Source organism: Arthrobacter sp. yr096, from assembly GCF_900108925.1.
Classification (GTDB): Bacteria; Actinomycetota; Actinomycetes; order Actinomycetales; family Micrococcaceae; genus Arthrobacter.
Genome location: NZ_FNYI01000001.1, coordinates 546,206 through 566,535 on the forward strand (window position 1 = coordinate 546,206; position 20,330 = coordinate 566,535).

Annotated in this window: 19 protein-coding genes; 14 read left to right on the top strand and 5 right to left on the bottom strand. The window is 63.7% G+C overall.

Annotation, left to right across the window (positions count from 1 at the left end; genetic code table 11):
- The first annotated feature begins 52 nt into the window (after positions 1 to 52).
- The 3 genes from treZ to BMY91_RS02620 all read left to right on the top strand — a co-directional run bounded on the left by treZ (position 53) and on the right by BMY91_RS02620 (position 4,199).
- Positions 53 to 1,825 carry a malto-oligosyltrehalose trehalohydrolase gene (treZ, locus tag BMY91_RS02610; RefSeq protein ID WP_090817836.1) on the top strand — a complete coding sequence of 591 codons (1,773 nt, stop codon included), beginning with the start codon at positions 53 to 55 and terminating at the stop codon, positions 1,823 to 1,825.
- 82 nt (positions 1,826 to 1,907) lie between these two features.
- Entirely contained in the window at positions 1,908 to 2,945 is a 1,038-nt protein-coding gene (mgrA, locus tag BMY91_RS02615; RefSeq protein WP_090817839.1) for an L-glyceraldehyde 3-phosphate reductase, read from the top strand.
- Between the two features lie 168 nt (positions 2,946 to 3,113).
- Positions 3,114 to 4,199: an inositol-3-phosphate synthase gene (locus BMY91_RS02620; RefSeq protein ID WP_090817844.1), complete on the top strand. Its 1,086-nt coding sequence runs from the start codon at positions 3,114 to 3,116 to the stop codon at positions 4,197 to 4,199.
- A 526-nt stretch (positions 4,200 to 4,725) separates the two neighbouring features.
- On the opposite strand, the gene BMY91_RS02625 is transcribed toward BMY91_RS02620, so the two are convergent.
- Complete coding sequence (locus BMY91_RS02625; RefSeq protein ID WP_090817846.1) at positions 4,726 to 6,414, bottom strand: formate--tetrahydrofolate ligase; 1,689 nt, start codon at positions 6,412 to 6,414, stop codon at positions 4,726 to 4,728.
- Between the two features lie 104 nt (positions 6,415 to 6,518).
- Positions 6,519 to 7,763: a D-inositol-3-phosphate glycosyltransferase gene (mshA, locus tag BMY91_RS02630; RefSeq protein ID WP_090817849.1), complete on the bottom strand. Its 1,245-nt coding sequence runs from the start codon at positions 7,761 to 7,763 to the stop codon at positions 6,519 to 6,521.
- Between the two features lie 109 nt (positions 7,764 to 7,872).
- Here mshA and BMY91_RS02635 point away from each other — a divergent pair, with 109 nt between their 5' ends.
- Entirely contained in the window at positions 7,873 to 8,391 is a 519-nt protein-coding gene (locus BMY91_RS02635) for a GNAT family N-acetyltransferase (protein ID WP_090817852.1), read from the top strand.
- 12 nt (positions 8,392 to 8,403) lie between these two features.
- On the opposite strand, the gene BMY91_RS02640 is transcribed toward BMY91_RS02635, so the two are convergent.
- Positions 8,404 to 9,783 carry a 6-phospho-beta-glucosidase gene (locus tag BMY91_RS02640; RefSeq protein WP_090817855.1) on the bottom strand — a complete coding sequence of 460 codons (1,380 nt, stop codon included), beginning with the start codon at positions 9,781 to 9,783 and terminating at the stop codon, positions 8,404 to 8,406.
- A gap of 46 nt (positions 9,784 to 9,829) precedes the next feature.
- On the opposite strand from BMY91_RS02640, the gene BMY91_RS02645 reads away from it, so the two are divergent.
- The 6 genes from BMY91_RS02645 to tsaD are packed head-to-tail and all read left to right on the top strand — an operon-like array spanning position 9,830 to position 15,116.
- The gene (locus BMY91_RS02645; protein ID WP_254779654.1) at positions 9,830 to 10,924 is read left to right on the top strand and encodes a carbohydrate kinase family protein; all 1,095 of its coding nucleotides are present in this window, start codon (positions 9,830 to 9,832) and stop codon (positions 10,922 to 10,924) included.
- Between the two features lie 49 nt (positions 10,925 to 10,973).
- Positions 10,974 to 12,221, top strand: coding sequence for an alanine racemase (alr, locus tag BMY91_RS02650; RefSeq protein WP_090817861.1), 1,248 nt, complete (start codon positions 10,974 to 10,976; stop codon positions 12,219 to 12,221).
- Positions 12,218 to 12,796 carry a tRNA (adenosine(37)-N6)-threonylcarbamoyltransferase complex ATPase subunit type 1 TsaE gene (gene tsaE, locus BMY91_RS02655; RefSeq protein ID WP_090817863.1) on the top strand — a complete coding sequence of 193 codons (579 nt, stop codon included), beginning with the start codon at positions 12,218 to 12,220 and terminating at the stop codon, positions 12,794 to 12,796. The genes alr and tsaE overlap by 4 nt, the downstream gene beginning before the upstream one ends.
- Positions 12,796 to 13,467 (top strand): tRNA (adenosine(37)-N6)-threonylcarbamoyltransferase complex dimerization subunit type 1 TsaB, encoded by a 672-nt coding sequence (gene tsaB / locus BMY91_RS02660; RefSeq protein WP_090817866.1) that lies wholly within the window; start codon positions 12,796 to 12,798, stop codon positions 13,465 to 13,467. Before tsaE ends, tsaB begins: the two co-directional genes overlap by 1 nt.
- Before the next feature lie 13 nt (positions 13,468 to 13,480).
- Positions 13,481 to 13,993, top strand: coding sequence for a ribosomal protein S18-alanine N-acetyltransferase (gene rimI / locus BMY91_RS02665; protein ID WP_090817869.1), 513 nt, complete (start codon positions 13,481 to 13,483; stop codon positions 13,991 to 13,993).
- A complete protein-coding gene (gene tsaD, locus BMY91_RS02670; RefSeq protein ID WP_090817872.1) occupies positions 13,980 to 15,116 on the top strand; it encodes a tRNA (adenosine(37)-N6)-threonylcarbamoyltransferase complex transferase subunit TsaD in 1,137 nt (378 codons plus the stop codon). Before rimI ends, tsaD begins: the two co-directional genes overlap by 14 nt.
- A gap of 52 nt (positions 15,117 to 15,168) precedes the next feature.
- On the opposite strand, the gene BMY91_RS02675 is transcribed toward tsaD, so the two are convergent.
- The gene (locus BMY91_RS02675; protein ID WP_090817875.1) at positions 15,169 to 16,320 is read right to left on the bottom strand and encodes a glutamate--cysteine ligase; all 1,152 of its coding nucleotides are present in this window, start codon (positions 16,318 to 16,320) and stop codon (positions 15,169 to 15,171) included.
- Between the two features lie 165 nt (positions 16,321 to 16,485).
- Here BMY91_RS02675 and BMY91_RS02680 point away from each other — a divergent pair, with 165 nt between their 5' ends.
- Genes BMY91_RS02680 through BMY91_RS02690 form a run of 3 tightly spaced genes read left to right on the top strand, consistent with a single transcriptional unit; the run spans position 16,486 to position 18,645 of the window.
- The gene (locus BMY91_RS02680) at positions 16,486 to 17,637 is read left to right on the top strand and encodes a GTP-binding protein (RefSeq protein WP_090817878.1); all 1,152 of its coding nucleotides are present in this window, start codon (positions 16,486 to 16,488) and stop codon (positions 17,635 to 17,637) included.
- A gap of 47 nt (positions 17,638 to 17,684) precedes the next feature.
- The gene (gene ykgO / locus BMY91_RS02685; protein WP_011775528.1) at positions 17,685 to 17,807 is read left to right on the top strand and encodes a type B 50S ribosomal protein L36; all 123 of its coding nucleotides are present in this window, start codon (positions 17,685 to 17,687) and stop codon (positions 17,805 to 17,807) included.
- A gap of 25 nt (positions 17,808 to 17,832) precedes the next feature.
- Positions 17,833 to 18,645 (top strand): shikimate 5-dehydrogenase, encoded by an 813-nt coding sequence (locus BMY91_RS02690; protein WP_090817881.1) that lies wholly within the window; start codon positions 17,833 to 17,835, stop codon positions 18,643 to 18,645.
- 13 nt (positions 18,646 to 18,658) lie between these two features.
- Here BMY91_RS02690 and BMY91_RS02695 read toward each other — a convergent pair whose 3' ends face one another.
- On the bottom strand, positions 18,659 to 19,888 hold the full coding sequence (locus BMY91_RS02695) for a THUMP-like domain-containing protein (RefSeq protein ID WP_090817884.1): 1,230 nt from the start codon (positions 19,886 to 19,888) through the stop codon (positions 18,659 to 18,661).
- Between the two features lie 67 nt (positions 19,889 to 19,955).
- On the opposite strand from BMY91_RS02695, the gene BMY91_RS02700 reads away from it, so the two are divergent.
- Complete coding sequence (locus BMY91_RS02700; RefSeq protein WP_090817887.1) at positions 19,956 to 20,318, top strand: hypothetical protein; 363 nt, start codon at positions 19,956 to 19,958, stop codon at positions 20,316 to 20,318.
- The last annotated feature ends 12 nt before the right edge of the window (positions 20,319 to 20,330 follow it).

Genomic DNA, 20,330 nt, shown 5'->3' on the forward strand with positions numbered 1-20,330 from the left:
CCACCCACACCATCACTGCAACGAACGCTTGAGATTACGTACAGGGAGCATGATGCTGGAGCACGCTGCTGGAAAAGACCGTTTCGACGTCTGGGCGCCTGACGCCGGGTCGGTCCGGTTGCTCGCGGACGGCCGCGAGTACGCCATGGAACAACATCACGACGGCGCCGCCACCGGTTGGTGGCGCGCGCCGGCTGAGGCTGTGGCAGGGGAAGCTGACGGACTGCGCTATGGCTACCTCGTGGACGGGGAAGGGCCGTTTCCCGATCCCCGTTCGCGGAGGGTACCGGACGGCGTTCACGGCTTGTCCGCCACGTTCAATCCCGACGCCCATGCCTGGAAAGATTCCGCCTGGAAGGGACGCAGCCTCCAAGGCTCCGTCATCTACGAACTCCACGTGGGAACCTTCACCCCGGAGGGCACGCTTGATGCGGCCGTCGGGAAACTGGACTACCTGGTGGACCTCGGCGTCGATTTCGTTGAGTTGCTCCCGGTCAACGGCTTCAACGGAGTCCACAACTGGGGCTACGACGGCGTCCTGTGGTATGCCGTCCACGAGCCCTATGGTGGTCCGGCCGCTTACCAACGATTCGTTGATGCGGCGCACGCAGTGGGACTGGGCGTCATCCAGGACGTTGTCTACAACCACCTCGGGCCCAGCGGAAACTATCTGCCCAAGTTCGGGCCCTACCTGAAATCGGGGGAGGGCAACACCTGGGGTGACTCCGTGAACCTTGACGGCCCGGGCTCTGACGATGTGCGCCGCTACATCCTGGAGAACGCCGCGATGTGGCTCCGCGATTACCACGTGGATGGCCTGCGACTCGATGCAGTCCATGCACTGCGGGACGAACGGGCAGTGCACATCCTCGAGGAATTTGGGGCCTTGGCGGACCAGATCGAGGCCGAGACGGGAATCCCAAAGACCCTGATCGCGGAATCGGACCTGAACAATCCGCGGCTCATCTACCCCCGCGAGGACAATGGTTATGGGCTGGAAGGCCAATGGAGCGACGACTTCCATCACGCCCTCCACGTCAACCTCAGCGGTGAGACCACCGGGTATTACTCGGACTTCGACTCGCTCGCAGTCCTGGCGAAGGTCCTGGAGCACGGATTCCTCCATGACGGCAGTTATTCCAGTTTCCGCGGGCGGCACCATGGCAGGCCCATTCGGCATGACCTGGCCCATCCGTCGGCCTTGGTGGTCTGCCTCCAGAACCACGATCAAATTGGCAACCGGGCCATTGGAGACCGGCTCACTGCATCTGTGCCTGTCGGCAAACTGGCCATCGGCGCAGTGCTGACCATGACGTCACCCTTCACCCCCATGCTGTTCATGGGGGAGGAGTTTGGCGCGTCCACACCATGGCAGTTCTTCACCTCGCATCCGGAACCGGAGCTTGGCAAAGCAACAGCCGAGGGGCGGATTAAGGAGTTTGAGCGAATGGGCTGGGATCCATCCGTTGTTCCAGACCCCCAGGATCCGGAAACATTCCAGCGCTCCAAGCTCACGTGGGACGAAGCCGGCGAAGGGGATCACGCGCGCCTGCTCCAGCTGTACAAGGATTTAGCACAGCTGCGCCGCAACACGCCTGAGTTGGTGGACGGCGGTTTCGGGGGGACGTCCGTCGAGTTCGACGACGACGAACACTGGCTGCAGTTCTCCCGCGGCAACGTTCGGGTGGTGTGCAACTTCGGGGATCAAGCACTCGGGACACCACTGGACGGCTCCATTTTGCTGGCCACCGACCCCCAGGCAGCCTTGGACGAGGGCACCTTGACGCTTCCCGGCGCCAGCGCCGCCGTCGTCCGTTTTAACTGACCTGATCCGAACTGAAGGTGACGGCGCCCACATAGCGGACGGCGCCGTCACCGTTTGTTTGTGCAGTGGCAGGATGGAACGTATGACTTATTCGGCTGCGGAAAACCGCTACGAAACCATGCCCTACCGCCGCGTTGGACGCAGCGGACTCAAACTCCCCGCCATCTCGCTGGGTCTCTGGCACAACTTCGGGGACGACAAGCGGTTCGACGAACAGCGCGCCATCCTGCGCCGTGCGTTCGACCTTGGGGTGACCCACTTCGACCTCGCCAACAACTACGGACCGCCGGATGGATCGGCCGAGACCAACTTCGGGCGCCACCTGAAAGACGACTTCAAGCCCTACCGTGATGAACTGGTCATCTCTACCAAGGCCGGCTACTACATGTGGCCCGGTCCCTATGGTGAGTGGGGATCCCGCAAGAACCTGATTTCAAGCCTGGACCAGTCCCTGGAGCGCATGGGCCTGGATTACGTAGACATCTTCTACAGCCACCGCCCCGACCCCGAGACGCCGTTGGAAGAAACCATGGGCGCGCTGGATTACGCAGTCCGCTCCGGCAAGGCACTCTACGCCGGTATCTCCTCCTACACCCCGGAGCAGACGCTGCAAGCCGCGCGGATCCTGAAGGAACTGGGCACCCCGCTGCTCATCCACCAGCCCAGCTACTCCATGCTGAACCGGTGGACCGAGAACGGTTCGCCGAACCTGTACGAGGCACTGGACCAGGTGGGCGCAGGCTCCATCGCGTTCTCGCCGCTGGCCCAGGGGATGCTGACCAATCGCTACCTCAACGGCGTGCCGGCGGATTCCCGTGCCGCCAAGGAACGGTTCCTGTCCGAGTCGCAACTGACCGAGGAGAAGCTGGACCGGGTGCGCGGCCTCAACGCCATTGCCGAGGGACGCGGGCAGACCCTGGCCCAGATGGCGATTGCGTGGATCCTGCGTGACCAGCCCAAGGGATCACCCGTGACGTCGGCACTGATTGGTGCCTCCAGCGTGGCGCAGCTTGAGGACACCCTCAGCGCCATCAACAACCTGGAGTTCACCGCGGAAGAGCTGACGGCGATCGACGAGTTCGCCGTTGAATCAGACATCAACCGGTGGGCTCAGAAGTAGCCTTCGGACGGTGACACAAACAGCAGGGGCCGGGCGGGAACAAAACCGGTCCCTGCTGTGTTGGTTACAATGCAAGTGTGCGCCGAATGGCGCCGTGCCAATTAGTCGCGCCCTGGACTCAGTCAGGGATTCGCCTGGCACCTGAGGTTATTTCTCAAAAGGAGTTCCGTGTCTTCACATCCGATTCGTGTTGCCATTGTCGGTGTAGGTAACTGCGCCGCATCGCTGGTCCAAGGTGTTCAGTACTACCGCGACGCTGACCCGAAGGCCACCATCCCGGGTCTGATGCACGTCGAGTTCGGGCAGTACCACGTCAACGACGTCCACTTCGTCGCAGCTTTCGACGTCGACAGCAAGAAGGTGGGACTGGACCTTGCAGATGCCATTGGCGCCAGCGAAAACAACACCATCAAGATCGCCGACGTTCCTGCAACGGGCGTGACCGTCCAGCGTGGCCACACCCTCGACGGCCTGGGCAAGTACTACCGCGAGACCATCGTTGAGGCACCCGAAGAAGCTGTGGACATCGTCGCAGCCCTCCGTGAAGCCAAAGCTGACGTCATGGTCTGCTACCTGCCGGTCGGTTCGGACCAGGCTGCCAAGTTCTACGCCCAGTGCGCCATCGACGCCGGTGTTGCGTTCGTGAATGCACTCCCGGTCTTCATTGCCGGCACCAAGGAGTGGGCCGACAAGTTCACCGAGGCCGGTGTGCCGATCGTGGGCGACGACATCAAGAGCCAGATCGGTGCCACCATCACGCACCGCGTCATGGCCAAGCTCTTCGAAGACCGTGGCGTCACCCTGGACCGCACGTACCAGCTGAACGTCGGCGGCAACATGGACTTCAAGAACATGCTGGAGCGCGACCGCCTGGAGTCGAAGAAGATCTCCAAGACGCAGGCTGTGACCTCCAACGTTGAGGCCGAACTGCACGCCGACGACGTCCACATTGGACCGTCGGACTACGTTGCCTGGCTCGATGACCGCAAGTGGGCTTTCGTCCGCCTCGAGGGCCGCAACTTCGGCGACGCCCCCGTGTCCCTCGAATACAAGCTCGAGGTATGGGATTCCCCGAACTCCGCCGGTGTGATCATCGACGCCATCCGCGCCGCCAAGATCGGCTTGGACCGCGGCATCGGTGGCCCGCTGCTCTCCGCTTCCAGCTATTTCATGAAGTCGCCGCCGGAGCAGTTCAACGACGACATCGCCCGCGACAAGGTTGAAGCCTTCATCCGCGGCGACATCGAACGCTAAATCCCGACGCTTCGACCAAGCGCCCTTCCACACATGCGGGAGGGCGCTTTGTCGTATCCGGACGCTCTCTCACCTTTTGGGTGTTTTGGCGGGATGCTCTCTCACCTTTTGGGTGTTTTGGCGGGATGCTCTCTCACCTTTTGGGTGTTTTGGCGGGATGCTCTCTCACCTTTTGGGTGTTTTGGCGGGATGCTCTCTCACCTTTTGGGTGTTTTGGCGGGATGCTCTCTCACCTTTTGGGTGTTTTGGCGGGACGCTCTCTCACGTTTCGAGTGTTTTGGTCGGACGCTCTCTCACCTTTTGGGTGTTTTGGCGGGACGCTCTCTCACCCTTCGCTCAGCGTCAACGACGACGGCACCTACGTGATCGCCGACGTTGGCCAGGAGTTCCGACATAGGTGAGAGAGGGTTTGGGTGGGGCGCGCGATGGGTGAGAGAGGGTTTGGGTGGGGCGCGCGATGGGTGAGAGAGGGTTTGGGTGGGGCGCGCGATGGGTGAGAGAGGGTTTGGGCCCTGCCCGGGGAGGCCTAGAACAAGCCGGTGGGCTGACCCTCGGCGTCCACGTCCATGCGCATCGCAGCCGGCTCCTTGGGCAAGCCGGGCATGGTCATGACAGCGCCGGTCAAGGCAACGATGAACCCGGCACCAGTCTTGGGAATGAGTTCGCGCACATGGACCCTGAAGCCCTTGGGGGCACCCAACCTGGAGGCGTCATCCGTGAAGGAATACTGCGTCTTGGCCATGCAAACAGGGAACCCGGACCAGCCGTTTTTCTCGATCTCGGCCAGGCGCCTCAATGCGGGAACGGAGAATTCGACGCCGTCGGCCCCGTAGATCTCTTGCGCAATGGTCCGGATTTTGTCCTCCACTCCCATGTCCAGCGGGTACAAATGGTGGAAGCCGGATGGTGAGTCAATCGCAGCAGCTACTTTGGCAGCGAGCTGGTCACCGCCGTTGCCTCCACCGCCGCGGCCCCAAACATCGGCGACGGCGGCCTCCACGCCTTCCGCTGCGCACCATGCCAGCAGCCACTCCAGTTCTTCGGGGGTGTCAGTGGCGAACTTGTTGATGGAGACCACTGGTGAGATGCCGAATTTTGCCACGTTGCCAACGTGCCTCTTCAGGTTCTCCACACCGGCGGCCACGGCGTCGACGTTGGGTTCACTGAGTTGTTCCTTGGGGACGCCGCCCTGCATCTTGAGCGCGCGGATGGTTGCGACTAGAACGACGGCGGATGGTGCCACCTCTGCGATCCGTGCCTTGATGTCCATGTACTTTTCGGCGCCAAGGTCGGCACCGAATCCTGCTTCGGTGACAACGATGTCAGCCAGTTGCATTGCGGTGCGGGTGGCGATCAAGGAGTTGCAGCCGTGGGCAATGTTGGCAAACGGCCCGCCATGCACCAACGCGGGAGTCCCGGCGATGGTTTGGACGAGGTTGGGCTTGATGGCGTCCTTTAAGAGCATCGTCAGCGCACCCTCAACCCCCAGGTCTGCCACGGTCACTGGTGCGCGATCGTAGGTGTACCCAAAGGTGATCCGGCCCAGCCGGGAGCGGAGGTCATCGAGGTCTCTGGCCAGGCAGAAAACGGCCATGATTTCGGAGGCGACCGTGATGTCAAAACCATCCTGGCGGGGCACGCCCTGCGCTGGGCCGCCGAGTCCGATGATGACTTCCCGAAGTGAGCGGTCGTTCATGTCCAGGACTCGTTTGAACGTCATGCGGCGCGGATCGATTCCGAGTTCGTTGCCCTGGAAAATGTGGTTGTCCACCAGCGCCATGAGTGCGTTGTTCGCCGACGTGATGGCGTGGAAGTCGCCGGTGAAGTGCAAATTGATGTCATCCATCGGCAGGACCTGGGAGTATCCGCCGCCGGTCGCCCCGCCCTTCATGCCCAGAATCGGGCCGAGCGAAGGCTCGCGAAGTGCGATCATCACCTTTTGTCCTGCCCGGGCCAGGGAGTCGGCAAGGCCCACAGTGGTGGTGGACTTCCCTTCACCCGCTGGGGTAGGGGACATGGCGGACACCAGCACCACTTTCCCTGGCGCCTTCCCGGCGGGGTGCACCAGTTTGGCCGGGTTGATCTTGGCCTTGTACGGCCCATAGAACTCCAGTGCCTCCACGGAGATACCCGCGCGTTGGGCGATCTCCTCAATGGGCAGGATGGCGGCGTTGCGGGCGATTTCAAGATCGGTCTTGACCTTGTTCTCAGACATCGTTGTCCTTCGGCTGGGTGTTCCCTTAGCGGGCTGGCGCTTGTGGCGTGCTTACGCTGTGCGCGTCAATCTACCAGCCGTGGGCTCGTATCCCGGGAAGGAAATCAGCGCCGGGGCACCAACAGCCCGCTGACCGCCTCCCGATAGCTCTCCAGGGTGATGGCTGCCGTTCGTTGCCATCCGAAGGATTCGGCGTGGGTGGCCGCCAGCCTTCCCATGTCCTCACGGGTCTGGACATCGTCGTACAGGTCTTCGAGGGCGTCTGCCCAGTCCGAGGGGTCATGGCCGTCCACCAGGATGCCGGTCCGGCCGTCGGAGATGGCCCGGGAAAGCCCGCCGACGTTGGTCGCCACCACAGGGGTCCCGCACGCCTGTGCCTCCAACGCCACCAGGCCAAAGGACTCGCTAAAGGACGGCATGACCACCACGTCCGCCGAACGGAACCAGCTGGCGAGCTCCGGCGCCACAACGGGCGGGCGGTGTGTGACGACGTCGGCAAGTCCTGCATCCTCGATGATGTGCTGGAGGTTGAAGTCCTTGGCCCCGCTGAGAGATCCCAGGATGGTCATCTCCAAGTCGATGTCCGGCCGGCGCTTGCGCAGGATCCCGGCGGCTTTGACGAAAACCTGGGGCCCCTTGAGCCGCTGGATCCGTCCGGCGAAGAGGATGTGGAAGCTGTCTGGCCGAACGTCACGTTCCCTGCGTGACTTGCGCCGGAACGATGGCGTGAATACTTTGAGGTCCACTCCGGGCGGCGCGACGTCGATGCGGTCAAGGTCCGCCCCATAGTGCGACACCAGTTCACCGGCTTCCGCAGGGGTGTTGGCCACCAGGCGCGAGGCTCCGTCCACAATCCGTTGTTCGCCTTCTTCGCGGCGCCGTGGTTCCGGGCGCTCGCCGGATTCGAGGACGAGGTTCTTGACCTTTGCCATGGTGTGCATGGTGTGGACCAGCGGAACGCCCCACAGCTCGGATAACTCAAGCCCGGCCACGCCGGAAACCCAGTAGTGCGAGTGAATGGCGTCGTAGCGGCCATGGAGCTGCCGTTGCCGGATACGGTCGATTTCCTCCACCATCTGGTGCAGGAGGGCCGGCAGCTCTTCCTTTGGCACTTTTCGACGAGGTCCGGCCGTCACGTTATGAACGCACACACCGGGCCCGGGGTGCTCGACGGCGGGCTGGCCGGCTTTGGTGGACCGCGTGAAGATCTCCACCTCAACGCCGGACTCTGCCAGTGCCATGGCCAGTGCCCTCACGTAGACGTTCATGCCGCCGGCGTCCCCGGCGCCGGGCTGCTCCATGGGGGAGGTATGCAACGACAGGAACGCCACACGACGGATCAATGGCAACGTTTTCCTCCTGACACACTGCAAATTCACTTTTGCCCTGCAGAAAACACTACTCCTGCCGGGCAACGCTCTCTTCAGGCAAACCGGCTATGTGGACAAGGCTGCTAGCGTGGCGGCTGTGAGCCAAGAACAGACTTTCGACATCCGCCCTGCAACTCCCGGGGACTGGCCCGGCATCTGGTCAGTCCTGGAACCGGTGATCCGGGAGGGCGAAACCTTTACGTGGGACCGCGATACCACTGAGGACGCTGCCCGGGCCAAGTGGATCAAAGACGCCCCTGGACAGACCTTTGTGGCAGTCCGCCAGGAGACCGGAGAGGTCCTTGGCACTGGCGAGTTCCACGCCAACCAAGCCGGTGGTGGAAGCCATGTGGCCAACGCCGGTTACATGGTGGGGGCGAAGCACAGTGGGCAGGGCATCGCACGGGCGTTGTGCGCGTACTCCTTGGCTGCGGCCAAGGCAGCAGGCTTCCATGCCATGCAGTACAACGCCGTGGTGGAAAGCAACGTCCGTGCGGTGTGGCTGTGGCAATCCATGGGCTTCAAGATCCTGGCCACGGTTCCCGAGGCGTTCAACCACCCGGAGATCGGGTACGTCGGCCTGCACGTGATGTACCGGAAGCTCTGACTCCGGGCAGGGTCAGCCCCACAGCCCCCGCAGTTCGGGAAAAGCGGCCTCATACCCGTCCAGGAGTTGTTCTCCCAGTTGTGCCGATCCGATCAGCGGATGCGCGGCGAACGCTTGCACGGCTGTAGGGCGACCGCCGCCGCGAACAGCTTGTATCGTCAGCCGCTCCACCTCTTTGACGTGCTGCATCAGGGTGAGGAACTGACCGCCGGGCCGTTCCTGCGCCAGCGGCACCGCGCCGTCGGGCGTTACCTCGCAAGGAACCTCGACGACGGCGTCGGCCGGCAGCCCGGGAACGGCCACGTCCGCTTCGGCCGGGCCGCGGGCAGGCACCACAGGCGCGTTGGGCACGTTCAGGATCAACTGGGCGGTCCCGCCGCCAGCCAACGCACGCATAACGGACAGGGCCACCCGCTCATAACCGCCACCGGCGAGGTCGTCCTCGTCCCGTTCCTCGCCGTGCGTGCGGGCCTCGGCCAGGTATCCTTCCTCGCGGGCCCGCCGGGCGGAGTCCCACAGTGCGTAAGGGTGTGAAGTCTGCGCCAGGGCCGGGTACAGCGAATTCTGCTGGTGATGGATGGAGGCCCCGCGGGTCTGCTGTTGCCGGCGGATTGCTGCCGTGGCTTGCGCAGTTTGGTAGTAGTAGAAAAGGTATTCGTTGGGCAGGCAGCCGAGCTGCAGCAGGGTGTGTTGCCCAAACAGCCGCCCTTCCTCCATGGACTCCAGCGCGTGGTGATCAGCCAGTAGCCCTGGGAGCAGGTCACGGCCGCCAGGTGCCAGCCGATAGAGCCAGCCGAGATGGTTCAGCCCGAAGTAGCCCACGCCGTCGAGCGTTCCCTCCGTCAACGGCGCGCCGGCAGCGCGGGCTGCCCGCTGGACAAGGCCGCCGGCCGAGTCGCAGATGCCGATGACCCGGCGGCCCAGCACCGGGACAAGGGCCTCCGTCACCATTCCGGCGGGGTTGGTGAAATTGATCAGCCACGCGTCCGGGCAGTAGCGTTGCATCGCCTCGGCGAGTTCCAGCATCCGGGGAATGGAACGCAACGCATAGGAGATGCCTCCGGCGCCGGTGGTCTCCTGGCCCAACAGGCCAAGATCCAACGCCACGCGTTCGTCGGTGATCCGTCCGGCCGTTCCGCCAGGCCGGATGGCTGCGAACACCATGTCCGTTCCCTTGAGTGCGTGGGCAAGATCAGTGGAACTCACGACGACGGGCGCGGAACCCGCCGCTGCGGGCATATCGCGGAGCACGGCCTCGATGGCCGTCAGCCGTGCCCCATCCACGTCGTAAAGGACCAGTTCGTCCACCAGCCCCGCGAAAGGACCCGCGCACAAGGCCCGGTACACCAGGGGTACCCGGAATCCGCCGCCGCCGGCGATCATGAGCCTCATGGTCCGAGTCTATGCAGCCCCGGGGCCGCAGCGTAGTCTGCCGTGCATGGACGCTATGCCCCAGCGACGTTTTGATCCCCTTGCTGCCGTGCGATCGGACGGCGACAACCAGTGCGACCTGCTGCTGACCGGAACCGTGTTCCAGGACATCATCTTTACCGGTCTGCCGCACTCGCCCGAGCCCGGAACCGAGGTTTGGAGCGAAGGTATGGGCAGCTGCCCCGGAGGTGTCGCTAACCAGGCCATTGCGGCGGCCAGGTTGGGCCTGCGCACCAACCTCGCCGCCACATTCGGCGATGACGGTTACGGGGACTACAACTGGCAGATCCTGGAGAGCCAGGAACACGTGGACCTGTCATTGTCACGCACCATCCCGGGATGGCACTCACCCGTGACGGTTTCCATGTGCGTGAACCAGGACCGTTCCATGGTCACCCACGGCCACCCCGCACCGATCAGTTCCTCCGAGCTGATCGGGCGGCCACCCAAGGCACTAGCCGCGGTGGCGGACCTGGGCGAGGAACTGGAACCATGGATGCTGTCCGCAAAGTCCGCGGGGACCAAGCTGTTTGGCGTGGTGGGCTGGGATCCCACGGGTGAATGGTCCGAACGCAGGCTGGACCAGTTGGAGAACTTCCACGCGTTCCTGCCCAACGCCCCAGAGGCCATGGCGTTCACCGGGAAGACCGACCCCTGGGCGGCCCTGTATTCATTGGCCGACCGTGTACCTGTGGCCGTGGTGACGCTCGGCCCCCAAGGTGCCGTGGCCGTGGACTCCGAGACTGGCGAGGAGGAATGGGTGCCCTCCCTCCCAGTGTCCGCCTACGATCCCACAGGGGCAGGGGACTGCTTTGGAGCAGCCTTCATAGTGGGTTGCCTGGCAGGCTGGCGGTTGGGGGACCGGCTGCGGTTCGCCAACCTGTGTGCCTCCCTGGCCGTCCAGGAAGTGGGAGGTTCGCTGGCTGCGCCCGGGTGGGGAGACATTGCCGACTGGTGGCAAAGGGCCAACGCCAGGAAGGAACGCCAGTCCAGCCAGTGGTTGCGGCGCTTCGCATTCCTGGAGCCGATAGTGAAGGACATCCCCGCGGAGGCCCAACGGAGGGCCCGCGCCACCATCGCTCATTTGTCCGACGCCCAGTGAGGGTGCCGGCAGTTAACCCGAATTCACCGGCGCTACTAGAATCTCTAGGGTGACTTACGAAGCAGCTGCAGATATCGGTATCGGGTCCAGGGCCTCCATAGCAAAGTCGGCGGTGCTTGAACGCTCCGCCGTGATTGACCTCGAAGCCGTACGGCACAACGTTCGTCAGTTCGTTGGTATCGCATCCCCGGCCGCTGTCATGGCGGTTGTCAAGGCAGATGCCTATGGCCACGGCGCCGTGCAGGTGGCCCGCGCAGCCCTCGACGCCGGAGCTGCCTGGCTCGGTGTCGCGCACATTTCCGAGGCGCTCGCCTTGCGTGCTGCCGGAATTGACGCCCCGCTGCTTGCCTGGCTGCACACCCGTGAGAGCAACTTCCAAGCGGCAGTCGCTGCCGGCGTCGACGTCGGAATTTCCGGCTGGGAACTGGACGCCGTGGTCGCGGCAGCGCGGGAACAGGAACGGCCCGCGCGTGTGCACCTGAAGGTGGACACCGGCCTGGGACGGAACGGCTGCACCATTGCCGATTGGGATCAGCTGGTGGGCCAGGCCATGGACTACCAGGACCAGGGCCTCCTGCGCGTGGTGGGTATCTTCTCGCACCTCGCCGTGGCCGACGAGCCGCACCGCCCGGAAACCGATGAGCAGCTGGCGGTCTTCCGCGAAGCAATCGCCATGGCCGAGGACGCCGGCGTGGACACCGAAGTCCGCCACATCGCCAACACCCCAGCCACACTGTCCCGTCCGGACTCGCACTTCGACCTTGTCCGCGTGGGCCTGGGTATCTACGGCCTGTCGCCGTTCGAAGGTGCCACTTCCGCGGAGCTTGGCCTCCATCCGGCCATGACAGTGCGCACGCTGTTGTCCAACTGCAAGAAAGTTCCTGAGGGCCAGGGCGTCTCCTACGGCCTCAATTACCGGACCACCGGGGAAAGTACGCTGGGTTTGGTGCCGTTGGGCTACGCTGACGGCGTCCCGAGGATCGGCACCGGCGGTCCTGTTCGCGTCAGCGGAGTCACCTACCCCGTGGTGGGCAGGATTGCGATGGATCAAATGGTGATCGACCTTGGTGCGCTGGCACCCGAAGAGGCGGCCGCCTTCAAGGGAGCCGAAGCCGTGATGTTCGGCGACGGCGCCAACGGCGGACCCACCGCCGATGACTGGGCGGCTGCCGCCGGCACCAACAACTACGAGATCGTCACGCGCATCAGCCCCCGTGTACCGCGCAGCTACGTCAACGAGCAGCCGGACAGTTCCGCGCCGGAGCACCACGCAACGCCGGAAACGGCCGCACTGTGAGCAAACCCCAATGGGAGCGCACGGTGACGGTCACGACGGCGGAACAGACTCACGCGCTCGCAGCAGCTCTGGGTGAGGTGCTTGAAGGCGGGGACCTCCTGGTCCTCACCGGCGAATTGGGTGCCGGTAAAACGACGTTCACCCAAGGCCTCGGCGAAGGCCTCGGCGTACGCGCCGGCATCATTTCACCCACGTTTGTGTTGGTACGCATCCATCCGAACCTTGCCGATGGCCCCAGGCCTGGCGGTCCGGACCTGGTACATGTTGACGCTTACCGGCTGGATTCGTCGGCGGAGATCGACGACATCGATCTTGAGAACACCATGGACACTGCCGTCACGGTGGTGGAATGGGGCCGTGACAGGGTGGAGCACCTCTCCGACAGTCGCCTGGAGGTTGACCTGCACAGGGCTGTGGGCGGCGAAGGACCGGCACCCGCAGCGGCCGGTGACGTTCTGGATTTCGATACCGACGATGACGACGAGCCCCGCACCATTGTGTTTCGCGGCTTCGGTCCCCGCTGGGCCGCGGCGCCGCACATCCTTGACGTCACCTCCCCAGAGAAGGGCAACTGATGCTGATTCTGGCTATTGACACCTCGGCTGTTGCCAGTGCCGCACTGATATCCGACGATGCCATGGAGAGTGTGGTTGATTCGTTCGCCACTGAAGACACCCGCAGCCATGCCGAAGTCCTTGCCCCGGGTATTGAGAAGCTCTTGGCCGGTGCGGGCATCAATGGCGCAGACATCGACGCCATTGTCACCGGTGTGGGGCCAGGCCCGTTTACGGGCCTCCGCTCAGGGATTGCTACCGCGCGGACCTTGGCTTTCGTATGGAACAAGCCCCTGTATGGGCTGATGAGCCTGGACGCCATTGCCCTTGAAGTGGCGGAATCCACCAAGGCTGCTCCTGAGTTCCTGGTAGCCACCGACGCCCGTCGCAAGGAAGTCTATTGGGCCCGCTACACCCTCGCAGAGGGGCAGCTGCCGGAATTGGTGGATGGCCCCCACGTGGGCTTCGCCTCGGAGCTTCCGGACCTGCCGGTGTTCGGGGCGGGTGCCGGCTTGTACGCCGATGTCCTTACAGCGGATGAAGACTTCGCTTCCACCCAGCCGGATGCGGCCTCCCTGGGCCAGTTCGCCTTGGCCAGGATCACGGCAGGGCAACCGTTGATGGACTCCACGCCGCTGTACCTGAGGGAATCCGATGCGCAGGTCCCCGGCCCCAGGAAACGTGCATTGTGATGGGACGGAAACCGTGAAATTGTCACCCAAGCTGGAACTCGCCGGCGTCTCCCTCCGGGACATGACCGAGGCCGACATCCCGGCCGTGGAGCAGCTGGAACGCCAGCTGTTCCCAGTGGACGCGTGGCCGTTGCAAATGTTCATCGATGAACTCGCCCAGCCTGAAACCCGCCGCTACGTGGTGGCCGAGGTTGCGGGCCGGATCGTGGCGTACGCAGGGTTGATGTGCATTGAGCCGATTGCGGACGTCCAGACGATCGCCGTCGTGCCTGAATTCGAAGGCAAGGGCATCGGCTCCGCTGTCCTTACCGAACTCATCGATGAAGCGCGGCGCCGCCGTGCGGACGACGTCCTGCTTGAAGTCCGGGCGGACAACCCCCGTGCCCAGCAGCTGTACGTGCGCTTCGGGTTTGAGCAGATCCATGTCCGCCCCCGCTACTACCGGGACGGTACAGATGCCCTGATCATGAGGCTTCCCCTCAACGACCCCAACTCTTCCGAAGGAGCCCCGCATGAGCGGCCCTGATCTACAGCAGCCGTTGGTGCTCGGCATCGAGTCCTCCTGCGACGAGACCGGCGTTGGAATCGTGCGTGGCACCACCTTGCTGACCAACACGGTGTCCTCGTCCATGGATGAACACGTGCGATTTGGCGGAGTCATCCCGGAGATCGCGTCGCGTGCGCACCTGGACGCTTTTGTTCCGACGCTGCAGGAATCCTTGCACGAGGCAGGCGTGACCCTGGACGACATTGACGCCATTGCCGTGACGTCCGGCCCGGGCCTCGCCGGGGCACTGATGGTTGGCGTCTGCGCGGCCAAGGCCCTGGCTGTGGCCACCGGTAAACCGCTCTACGCGATTAATCACTTGGTGGCGCACGTTGGAGTTGGCCTGTTGGACCGAAAGCCCAGGACTGACGGAAGGCCCGACGCCGGTGCTGCCGCCGGCTTGGGTGCAGGAACGCTCCCGGAGAACCTCGGAGCGCTGCTGGTATCGGGCGGGCACACGGAAATCCTGCGGATCAGGAGCATTACTGACGACGTTGAGCTGCTTGGCTCAACCATCGACGACGCCGCCGGCGAAGCCTACGACAAGGTTGCCCGGATCCTCGGCCTGGGCTATCCGGGCGGGCCCGCGATCGACAAGCTGGCGCGCCAGGGCAATCCCAAATCCATCCGGTTCCCCCGCGGACTCACCCAGCCCAAGTACATGGGGACCGCCGAGGAGAAGGGCCCGCACCGCTATGACTGGTCTTTCAGCGGCCTGAAGACAGCCGTGGCCAGGTGCGTTGAGCAGTTCGAGGCCCGTGGCGAGGAAGTACCTGTGGCGGACATCGCGGCGGCGTTCCAGGAAGCCGTGGTTGACGTCATCAGCTCCAAGGCCGTCCTGGCGTGCAAGGAGAACGGCATCACCGACGTCCTGCTAGGTGGCGGCGTGGCAGCGAATTCGCGGCTCAGGGAGTTGACAGGGCAGCGCTGTACCTCGGCCGGAATCACGCTGCACGTACCGCCGCTGGACCTCTGTACGGATAACGGCGCCATGGTGGCGGCGCTGGGAGCCCAGCTGATCATGGCCGGAGTGGGTCCGAGCGGGGTCAGCTTCGCGCCGGATTCCTCCATGCCCGTCACCACGGTGTCAGTGCCTGCCTAAGCTTCCCGCCAAGGCAGGCACACGGCCGGGGCAGGCGTCGGGGCAGTGAAGGTCAGGCGTCGGGGCCCTTGCGCATCTGCTTCACGAGGTCCATGACCACTGCCTGCAGGTCGCCGTTGTGTTCGGCGGCCACGCGGCGTTGTCGCTGGTAGCTGGCGCCACGTTCGATGATCTTGAGGACGTCGGCCAACTCCTCCGAACATCCCAGCTTCGCAGCCACAGGTTCCAAGCGCGCTACAGTTTCCGCGAGGTGCTCCGTGACCAACTGTTCGTTCCCTGCAGCATCAAGGATGATGATGGCTTCCATGCCGTAACGGGCGGCGCGCCACTTGTTCTCCTGCACATGCCATGGCGGCATGGTGGGGATGGTTCCACCGGCGTCCAGGATGGAGGAGAACTCGTCCACCAGGCACTGGGTGAGGGCAGCTATGGCGCCCACCTCTTCAAGGGTGGCCAAGCCGTCGCAGATACGCATCTCAATGGTGCCCAGGTTGGAGACAGGCCGGATATCCCAACGGATCTCGGACGTCGCATCGATCACACCGGTGGTGAACATGTCCTGGACATAGGACTCGTAGTCCGCCCAGGTTTCGAACTGGAACGGCAGGCCGGCAGTGGGCAGCTGCTGGAACATGAGCGCACGCTGGGAGGCGTAGCCGGTTTCCTCACCGGCCCAGTAGGGGCTGGAGGCGGACAGGGCTTGGAAGTGCGGGAAGTAGTTAACCAGCCCGTCCAGGACGGGAAGGACTTTGTCCTTGCGATCGATGCCAACGTGGACGTGAACGCCGTAGATGACCATTTGGCGTCCCCACCATTGAGTCCGCTCGATCAGCTTGGCATAGCGCTCTTTGTCAGTGACGGGCTGGAGCAGGGGAGGACTGAAGGGGTGGCTGCCTGCGCAGAACACCTCGACTCCCATGGGGTCGGTGACCTCGCGTACCGCTGCCAGTGATCGGCTGAGGTCCTCTTTGGCGTCCCTGACGGTTTCGCAGATCCCGGTAACAAGTTCCACGGTGTTGAGGAGCAGCTCGCGCTTGATATGGGGGTGTTCGTCGTCCTCGTTGAGGTCGGGGTGGTTTGCGGCTACGCCCTTGAGGACATCGTTCGCGACGGATACCAGTTCCCCGGTGCGTGCATTGACGAGCGCCAACTCCCATTCCACACCCAGTGTCGATTGCCTGGATGGCGCAAAATCAATCTGCACGTAGTCCCCTCATTGTGTTGTATCAGCCGGGCATGTTTCCCCGCTGCGGGGCCGCCAGCGGTCGGGTCAAGTCTAATGCAGCAGGAACACTGGTGATATCGGCGGGTTTCCGGTGCAACGAAACCGTCATTTGCTAATAATAATGATTCTCATTAGAGTTGACGCATGCACCTCACAGTCGTCAGTTCCCTGGACAGCCAATGCCGTGAGGCAGCTGCAGACAGACTTGGCCGCACGCACGCCAATTCGGTGGTGGTCCTCCATGACCTCCTGGACGGTTCGCTGGTCCTCCGCCGGGTTTACCGTGGCGGCCGGTTGTTCGAACGTGAAACCACAGTCCTGGAGCATGGTTGCCTCAGCTGCACCGTCAGGTTGGACGTTGTCCCCACAGCGGAACGCCTCGCTGCGTGCGGCTTCGACCACGTTGTCCTTGGGCTTCCGCCAGGGGTGGCAGCGGGGATGGCCGTTGCGGAACTTCGCAGGGGCCTGAGCCGCCCGGCAATCATCGACAACGCTGTGCTGGCCCTGGACCCGGCGGATCTTGATGACCACATCTGGGACCGCCACACATTGTTCGAATCCGGATTTACCTCCATGCCTCAGGATGACCGCACCAGCGGTGAGTTTCTGATCGGAGAATTTGGGCAGGTGGACACCGTCATGGTGCACCCCGGCTTGGGGGCCGAGCTGACCGGCGATCACCGGGACGGTTCGGCCGCATGGACAACAGGAGTTGAGTTGCTGGGGGAGTTGGCGCCCCACGCAGCCATCGTCGGAGCCGCTGACCTCTTCCGATCGGGATGTTTCGATGACGCCGAAGCGGCGGCACGCAACCGGCCCGGCGTCGTGCGTGTCCCTGTCAGCGAGACGGCCGGCGCCTTCCGGACCGTGCTCCACAAAGCAGGACGTCCGCTGCACCCGGGACGCTTCCGCGATGCGCTGCCGCAACTTGCTGTAGCCAAGCACTGGATGCGTGGGCGCCTGTGGATAGCTTCTGCTCCCAGTATCCGGATCGCCGTTCAGGGGATAGGGCCGAGGGTCTGGCTGGAAAGCACCGGGAAGTGGCTGGCCGATTCCCCCGACGGAACGCGTCGCCCCGCTAACACCGGGGTGACGGGTGCCGACGTCGACTCCTTCCTTGACTGGCACCCAAGCCATGGCGACCGCGGCACGGTCCTGGCGCTCACCGGGCGCTCCGAGGACATGGACGGACAGGAGATCCGCCAGCTCCTGGATGCTTGCCAGCTCACCGAGGAGGAGATGGAACTGGATTACGGCGTCTGGGACGACCCCCTGGAACTTAGCGACGTCCTCTAGCCAGCAACCTAAGCCAGGCCAAACCACCAACAAGAAGGAGAAACACCATGAAGGTCAGGAACTCGCTGCGCGCCCTCAAGAAAATCCCCGGCGCCCAGATTGTGCGTCGGCGCGGGCGTACGTTCGTCATCAACAAGAACAACCCGCGAATGAAGGCGCGGCAAGGCTGAGCATGGGCCGTTGTTTAATGGGGGAATGCCAATCCTGAACAAAGACATGTCCCTGTGCATTTCGCTCGCGGCCCGGCCCAGCAACATCGGTACCCGGTTCCACAACTACCTGTACGATCTGCTCGGCTTGAACTTTGTCTACAAGGCATTCGCCCCTGCTGACATCACCCTCGCGGTGGCGGGCATCCGCGGCCTCCCGATCCGGGGCGCCGCGGTGTCCATGCCGTACAAGGAAGCGGTCATCCCCCTGGTTGACGTGATGGACCCGTCGGCCAAGGCCATCGATTCGGTCAACACCATCGTGAACGACGACGGCGTCCTTACCGCTTACAACACCGACTACATCGCCATTGCCCGGCTCTTGAAGGACCATCAGGTTCCCAGCGGCCACACCGTGCTGCTCCGTGGTGCCGGCGGCATGGCCAAGGCTGTTGCCGCAGCCTTGCGGGATGCCGGGTTCACTGCTGTCACCATCGTGGCCCGCAACGAAGACACCGGCCGTGCCCTCGCGGAACTCTACGGCTTCGCATGGCAGAACGACGTCAACGGTTCCACCGCGGACCTCATCATCAATGTCACTCCGCTTGGAATGGCAGGCGCGGACGAAACGGCCCAGTCCTTCGACGACGCCACGATTGCCGCAGCGAAGGTGGTATTCGACGTCGTAGCCCTTCCCTCGGAGACGCCCCTTATTTCGGTTGCACGCGCCGCAGGCAAGCCAGTAATCACGGGCGCTGAGGTCATTGCCATCCAGGCGGAAGAGCAGTTTGTGCTCTACACCGGGGTACGCCCGACGGCCGGGCAGGTCCGCGAAGCATCGGAGTTCTCGCGCCGCTGACGGCAGGAGCGCATTAGAACGTCACAGGCTCCACGACCACAGCCACTCTCTCCTCGCCAATCCGGGTGAGGACCAGGGTGGCTGTTTTCGCATCCTTGCCTTTGACGGGCTTGGCAGGGAGCAACTGCTTCCGAAGCTCCTCCGGGGTTACCGCGGTGCCGCGCTTCTTGATGTCCAGCACCGTGATGCCGTTTTCCTTCACCCAGGTTTTGAGGGCCTTGACGTTGTAAGGCATCACCTCGAGGACCCGGTAAGCGCGCGCAAACGGCGTGTCATGCAGTTCCGGAGCGCAGATGTAAGCGATGTGCTCGTCCACCAGGTGACCGCCCAGCCGTTCGGCGACGTCGGCCACCAGGCCTGCGCGGATGACGGCACCATCGGGTTCGTAAAGGAAGCCTTCAACACGCCCGACGGCGGCGACCGGACCGCCGTCGAAATCCTCACCGCTGGTGATTTCGGCGGCCCCCTGGCTGCTGATAACCAAAGCGGCCCGACGTACACCGGGACGGGACACTGCGTTGAACCACAACGTCACTTCGGTGACGTCTCCACCCACCGAGACCCACTGGGCCTCGCAACCTGACGGTACGGAGTCGTGGGGGATACCCGGCCCCATCTTGACGCCTATGGCACGTCCGGTGGCGGCCAGTTTTTCCACGAAGGACAGTGGGGGAGAGAACGCTTCGGGGTCCCAGATCCGCTTGGTCCCGGATGAGGACGTGGTTCGCCGGGCGGGATCCAGCCACACGCCGTCGATCCCGTCCAGTTCCACCGCCATGGCATCCGAGTGCACCACCGTGGCGTGCGGGAACGGCATGAGGTTGATGGTTGCGCAAGCGGCGGTGGTCTCGTCCATCTCCACCGCGGTGACTGCGATGTCCATGGACGCCATGGCCATCGAATCGGCGCCCAGACCGCAGCCGAGGTCCGCCACGTGCGCAATTCCGGCCTTGGCAAAACGTTCGGCATGCCTGGCGGCAACGTTCAACCGGGTGGCCTGTTCAAGGCCGGCCTGTGTGAACAGCATCTGACGTGCGAACTCGCCAAACTTGGCTTCTGCACGGGTACGCAGGCGGGACTGCGTCAGGACGGCGGCTACCAGGTCAGGGGAGTGCCCCGCCTTCCGCAGGGTGGCATTGACGTTGAACGAATCGGCTTCCCGGTAGGGCCCCAATGAGGCAAGAAGTTCCCATCCTTCAGTAGTCAGCAAGGGCGCGATCTGTTCCTGCGGTGCATGAGGCATGCCATCAAGCCTAACGGCGCGGCTTATGACAACGTGACTGCTGAATCAGCCAGATAGGGTTGTTTTCATGGAAGACAACGCAGCCCCGCATCCCTCCGCCATCACAAAGTTTGCGCGCCCTGCCCTGATAGCGGGCGCCGTAATCACGGTGGTCTGCATCGGCCTGCTGATCATTATCTTCGCGCTGGATTCCTTTAACGCGGCCACATACTCAGTGGCCGGGAAGAGCGTCAACGACGCCACGGACGAGGCACGGGACATCCGCGAGCTGTACAGCGGCGCCCGGACCGGCGGAATTATCACCTTGGTGATCGCCGGCGTCGTAACTGTTGCTTCAGCCGTGCTGCTGTACTTGAACCGGGGCAATGCCCCGCTGGACGAGGACGATGACGGCGAAGACTATGATCTGGACGACCTCACCGGTCGGTGACGGACGTTCACC

Excerpts from the sequence above, each read along its gene's own strand:
- BMY91_RS02645 (WP_254779654.1), top strand. The coding sequence starts at position 9,830 with ATGGACGCTATGCCCCAGCGACGTTTTGATCCCCTTGCTGCCGTGCGA.
- tsaD (WP_090817872.1), top strand. The coding sequence starts at position 13,980 with ATGAGCGGCCCTGATCTACAGCAGCCGTTGGTGCTCGGCATCGAGTCC.
- BMY91_RS02695 (WP_090817884.1), bottom strand. The coding sequence starts at position 19,888 with ATGCCTCATGCACCGCAGGAACAGATCGCGCCCTTGCTGACTACTGAA.
- BMY91_RS02680 (WP_090817878.1), top strand. The coding sequence starts at position 16,486 with ATGCACCTCACAGTCGTCAGTTCCCTGGACAGCCAATGCCGTGAGGCA.
- ykgO (WP_011775528.1), top strand. The coding sequence starts at position 17,685 with ATGAAGGTCAGGAACTCGCTGCGCGCCCTCAAGAAAATCCCCGGCGCC.
- BMY91_RS02700 (WP_090817887.1), top strand. The coding sequence starts at position 19,956 with ATGGAAGACAACGCAGCCCCGCATCCCTCCGCCATCACAAAGTTTGCG.
- tsaB (WP_090817866.1), top strand. The coding sequence starts at position 12,796 with ATGCTGATTCTGGCTATTGACACCTCGGCTGTTGCCAGTGCCGCACTG.
- mgrA (WP_090817839.1), top strand. The coding sequence starts at position 1,908 with ATGACTTATTCGGCTGCGGAAAACCGCTACGAAACCATGCCCTACCGC.
- treZ (WP_090817836.1), top strand. The coding sequence starts at position 53 with ATGCTGGAGCACGCTGCTGGAAAAGACCGTTTCGACGTCTGGGCGCCT.
- BMY91_RS02625 (WP_090817846.1), bottom strand. The coding sequence starts at position 6,414 with ATGTCTGAGAACAAGGTCAAGACCGATCTTGAAATCGCCCGCAACGCC.
- BMY91_RS02640 (WP_090817855.1), bottom strand. The coding sequence starts at position 9,783 with ATGAGGCTCATGATCGCCGGCGGCGGCGGATTCCGGGTACCCCTGGTG.
- BMY91_RS02690 (WP_090817881.1), top strand. The coding sequence starts at position 17,833 with ATGCCAATCCTGAACAAAGACATGTCCCTGTGCATTTCGCTCGCGGCC.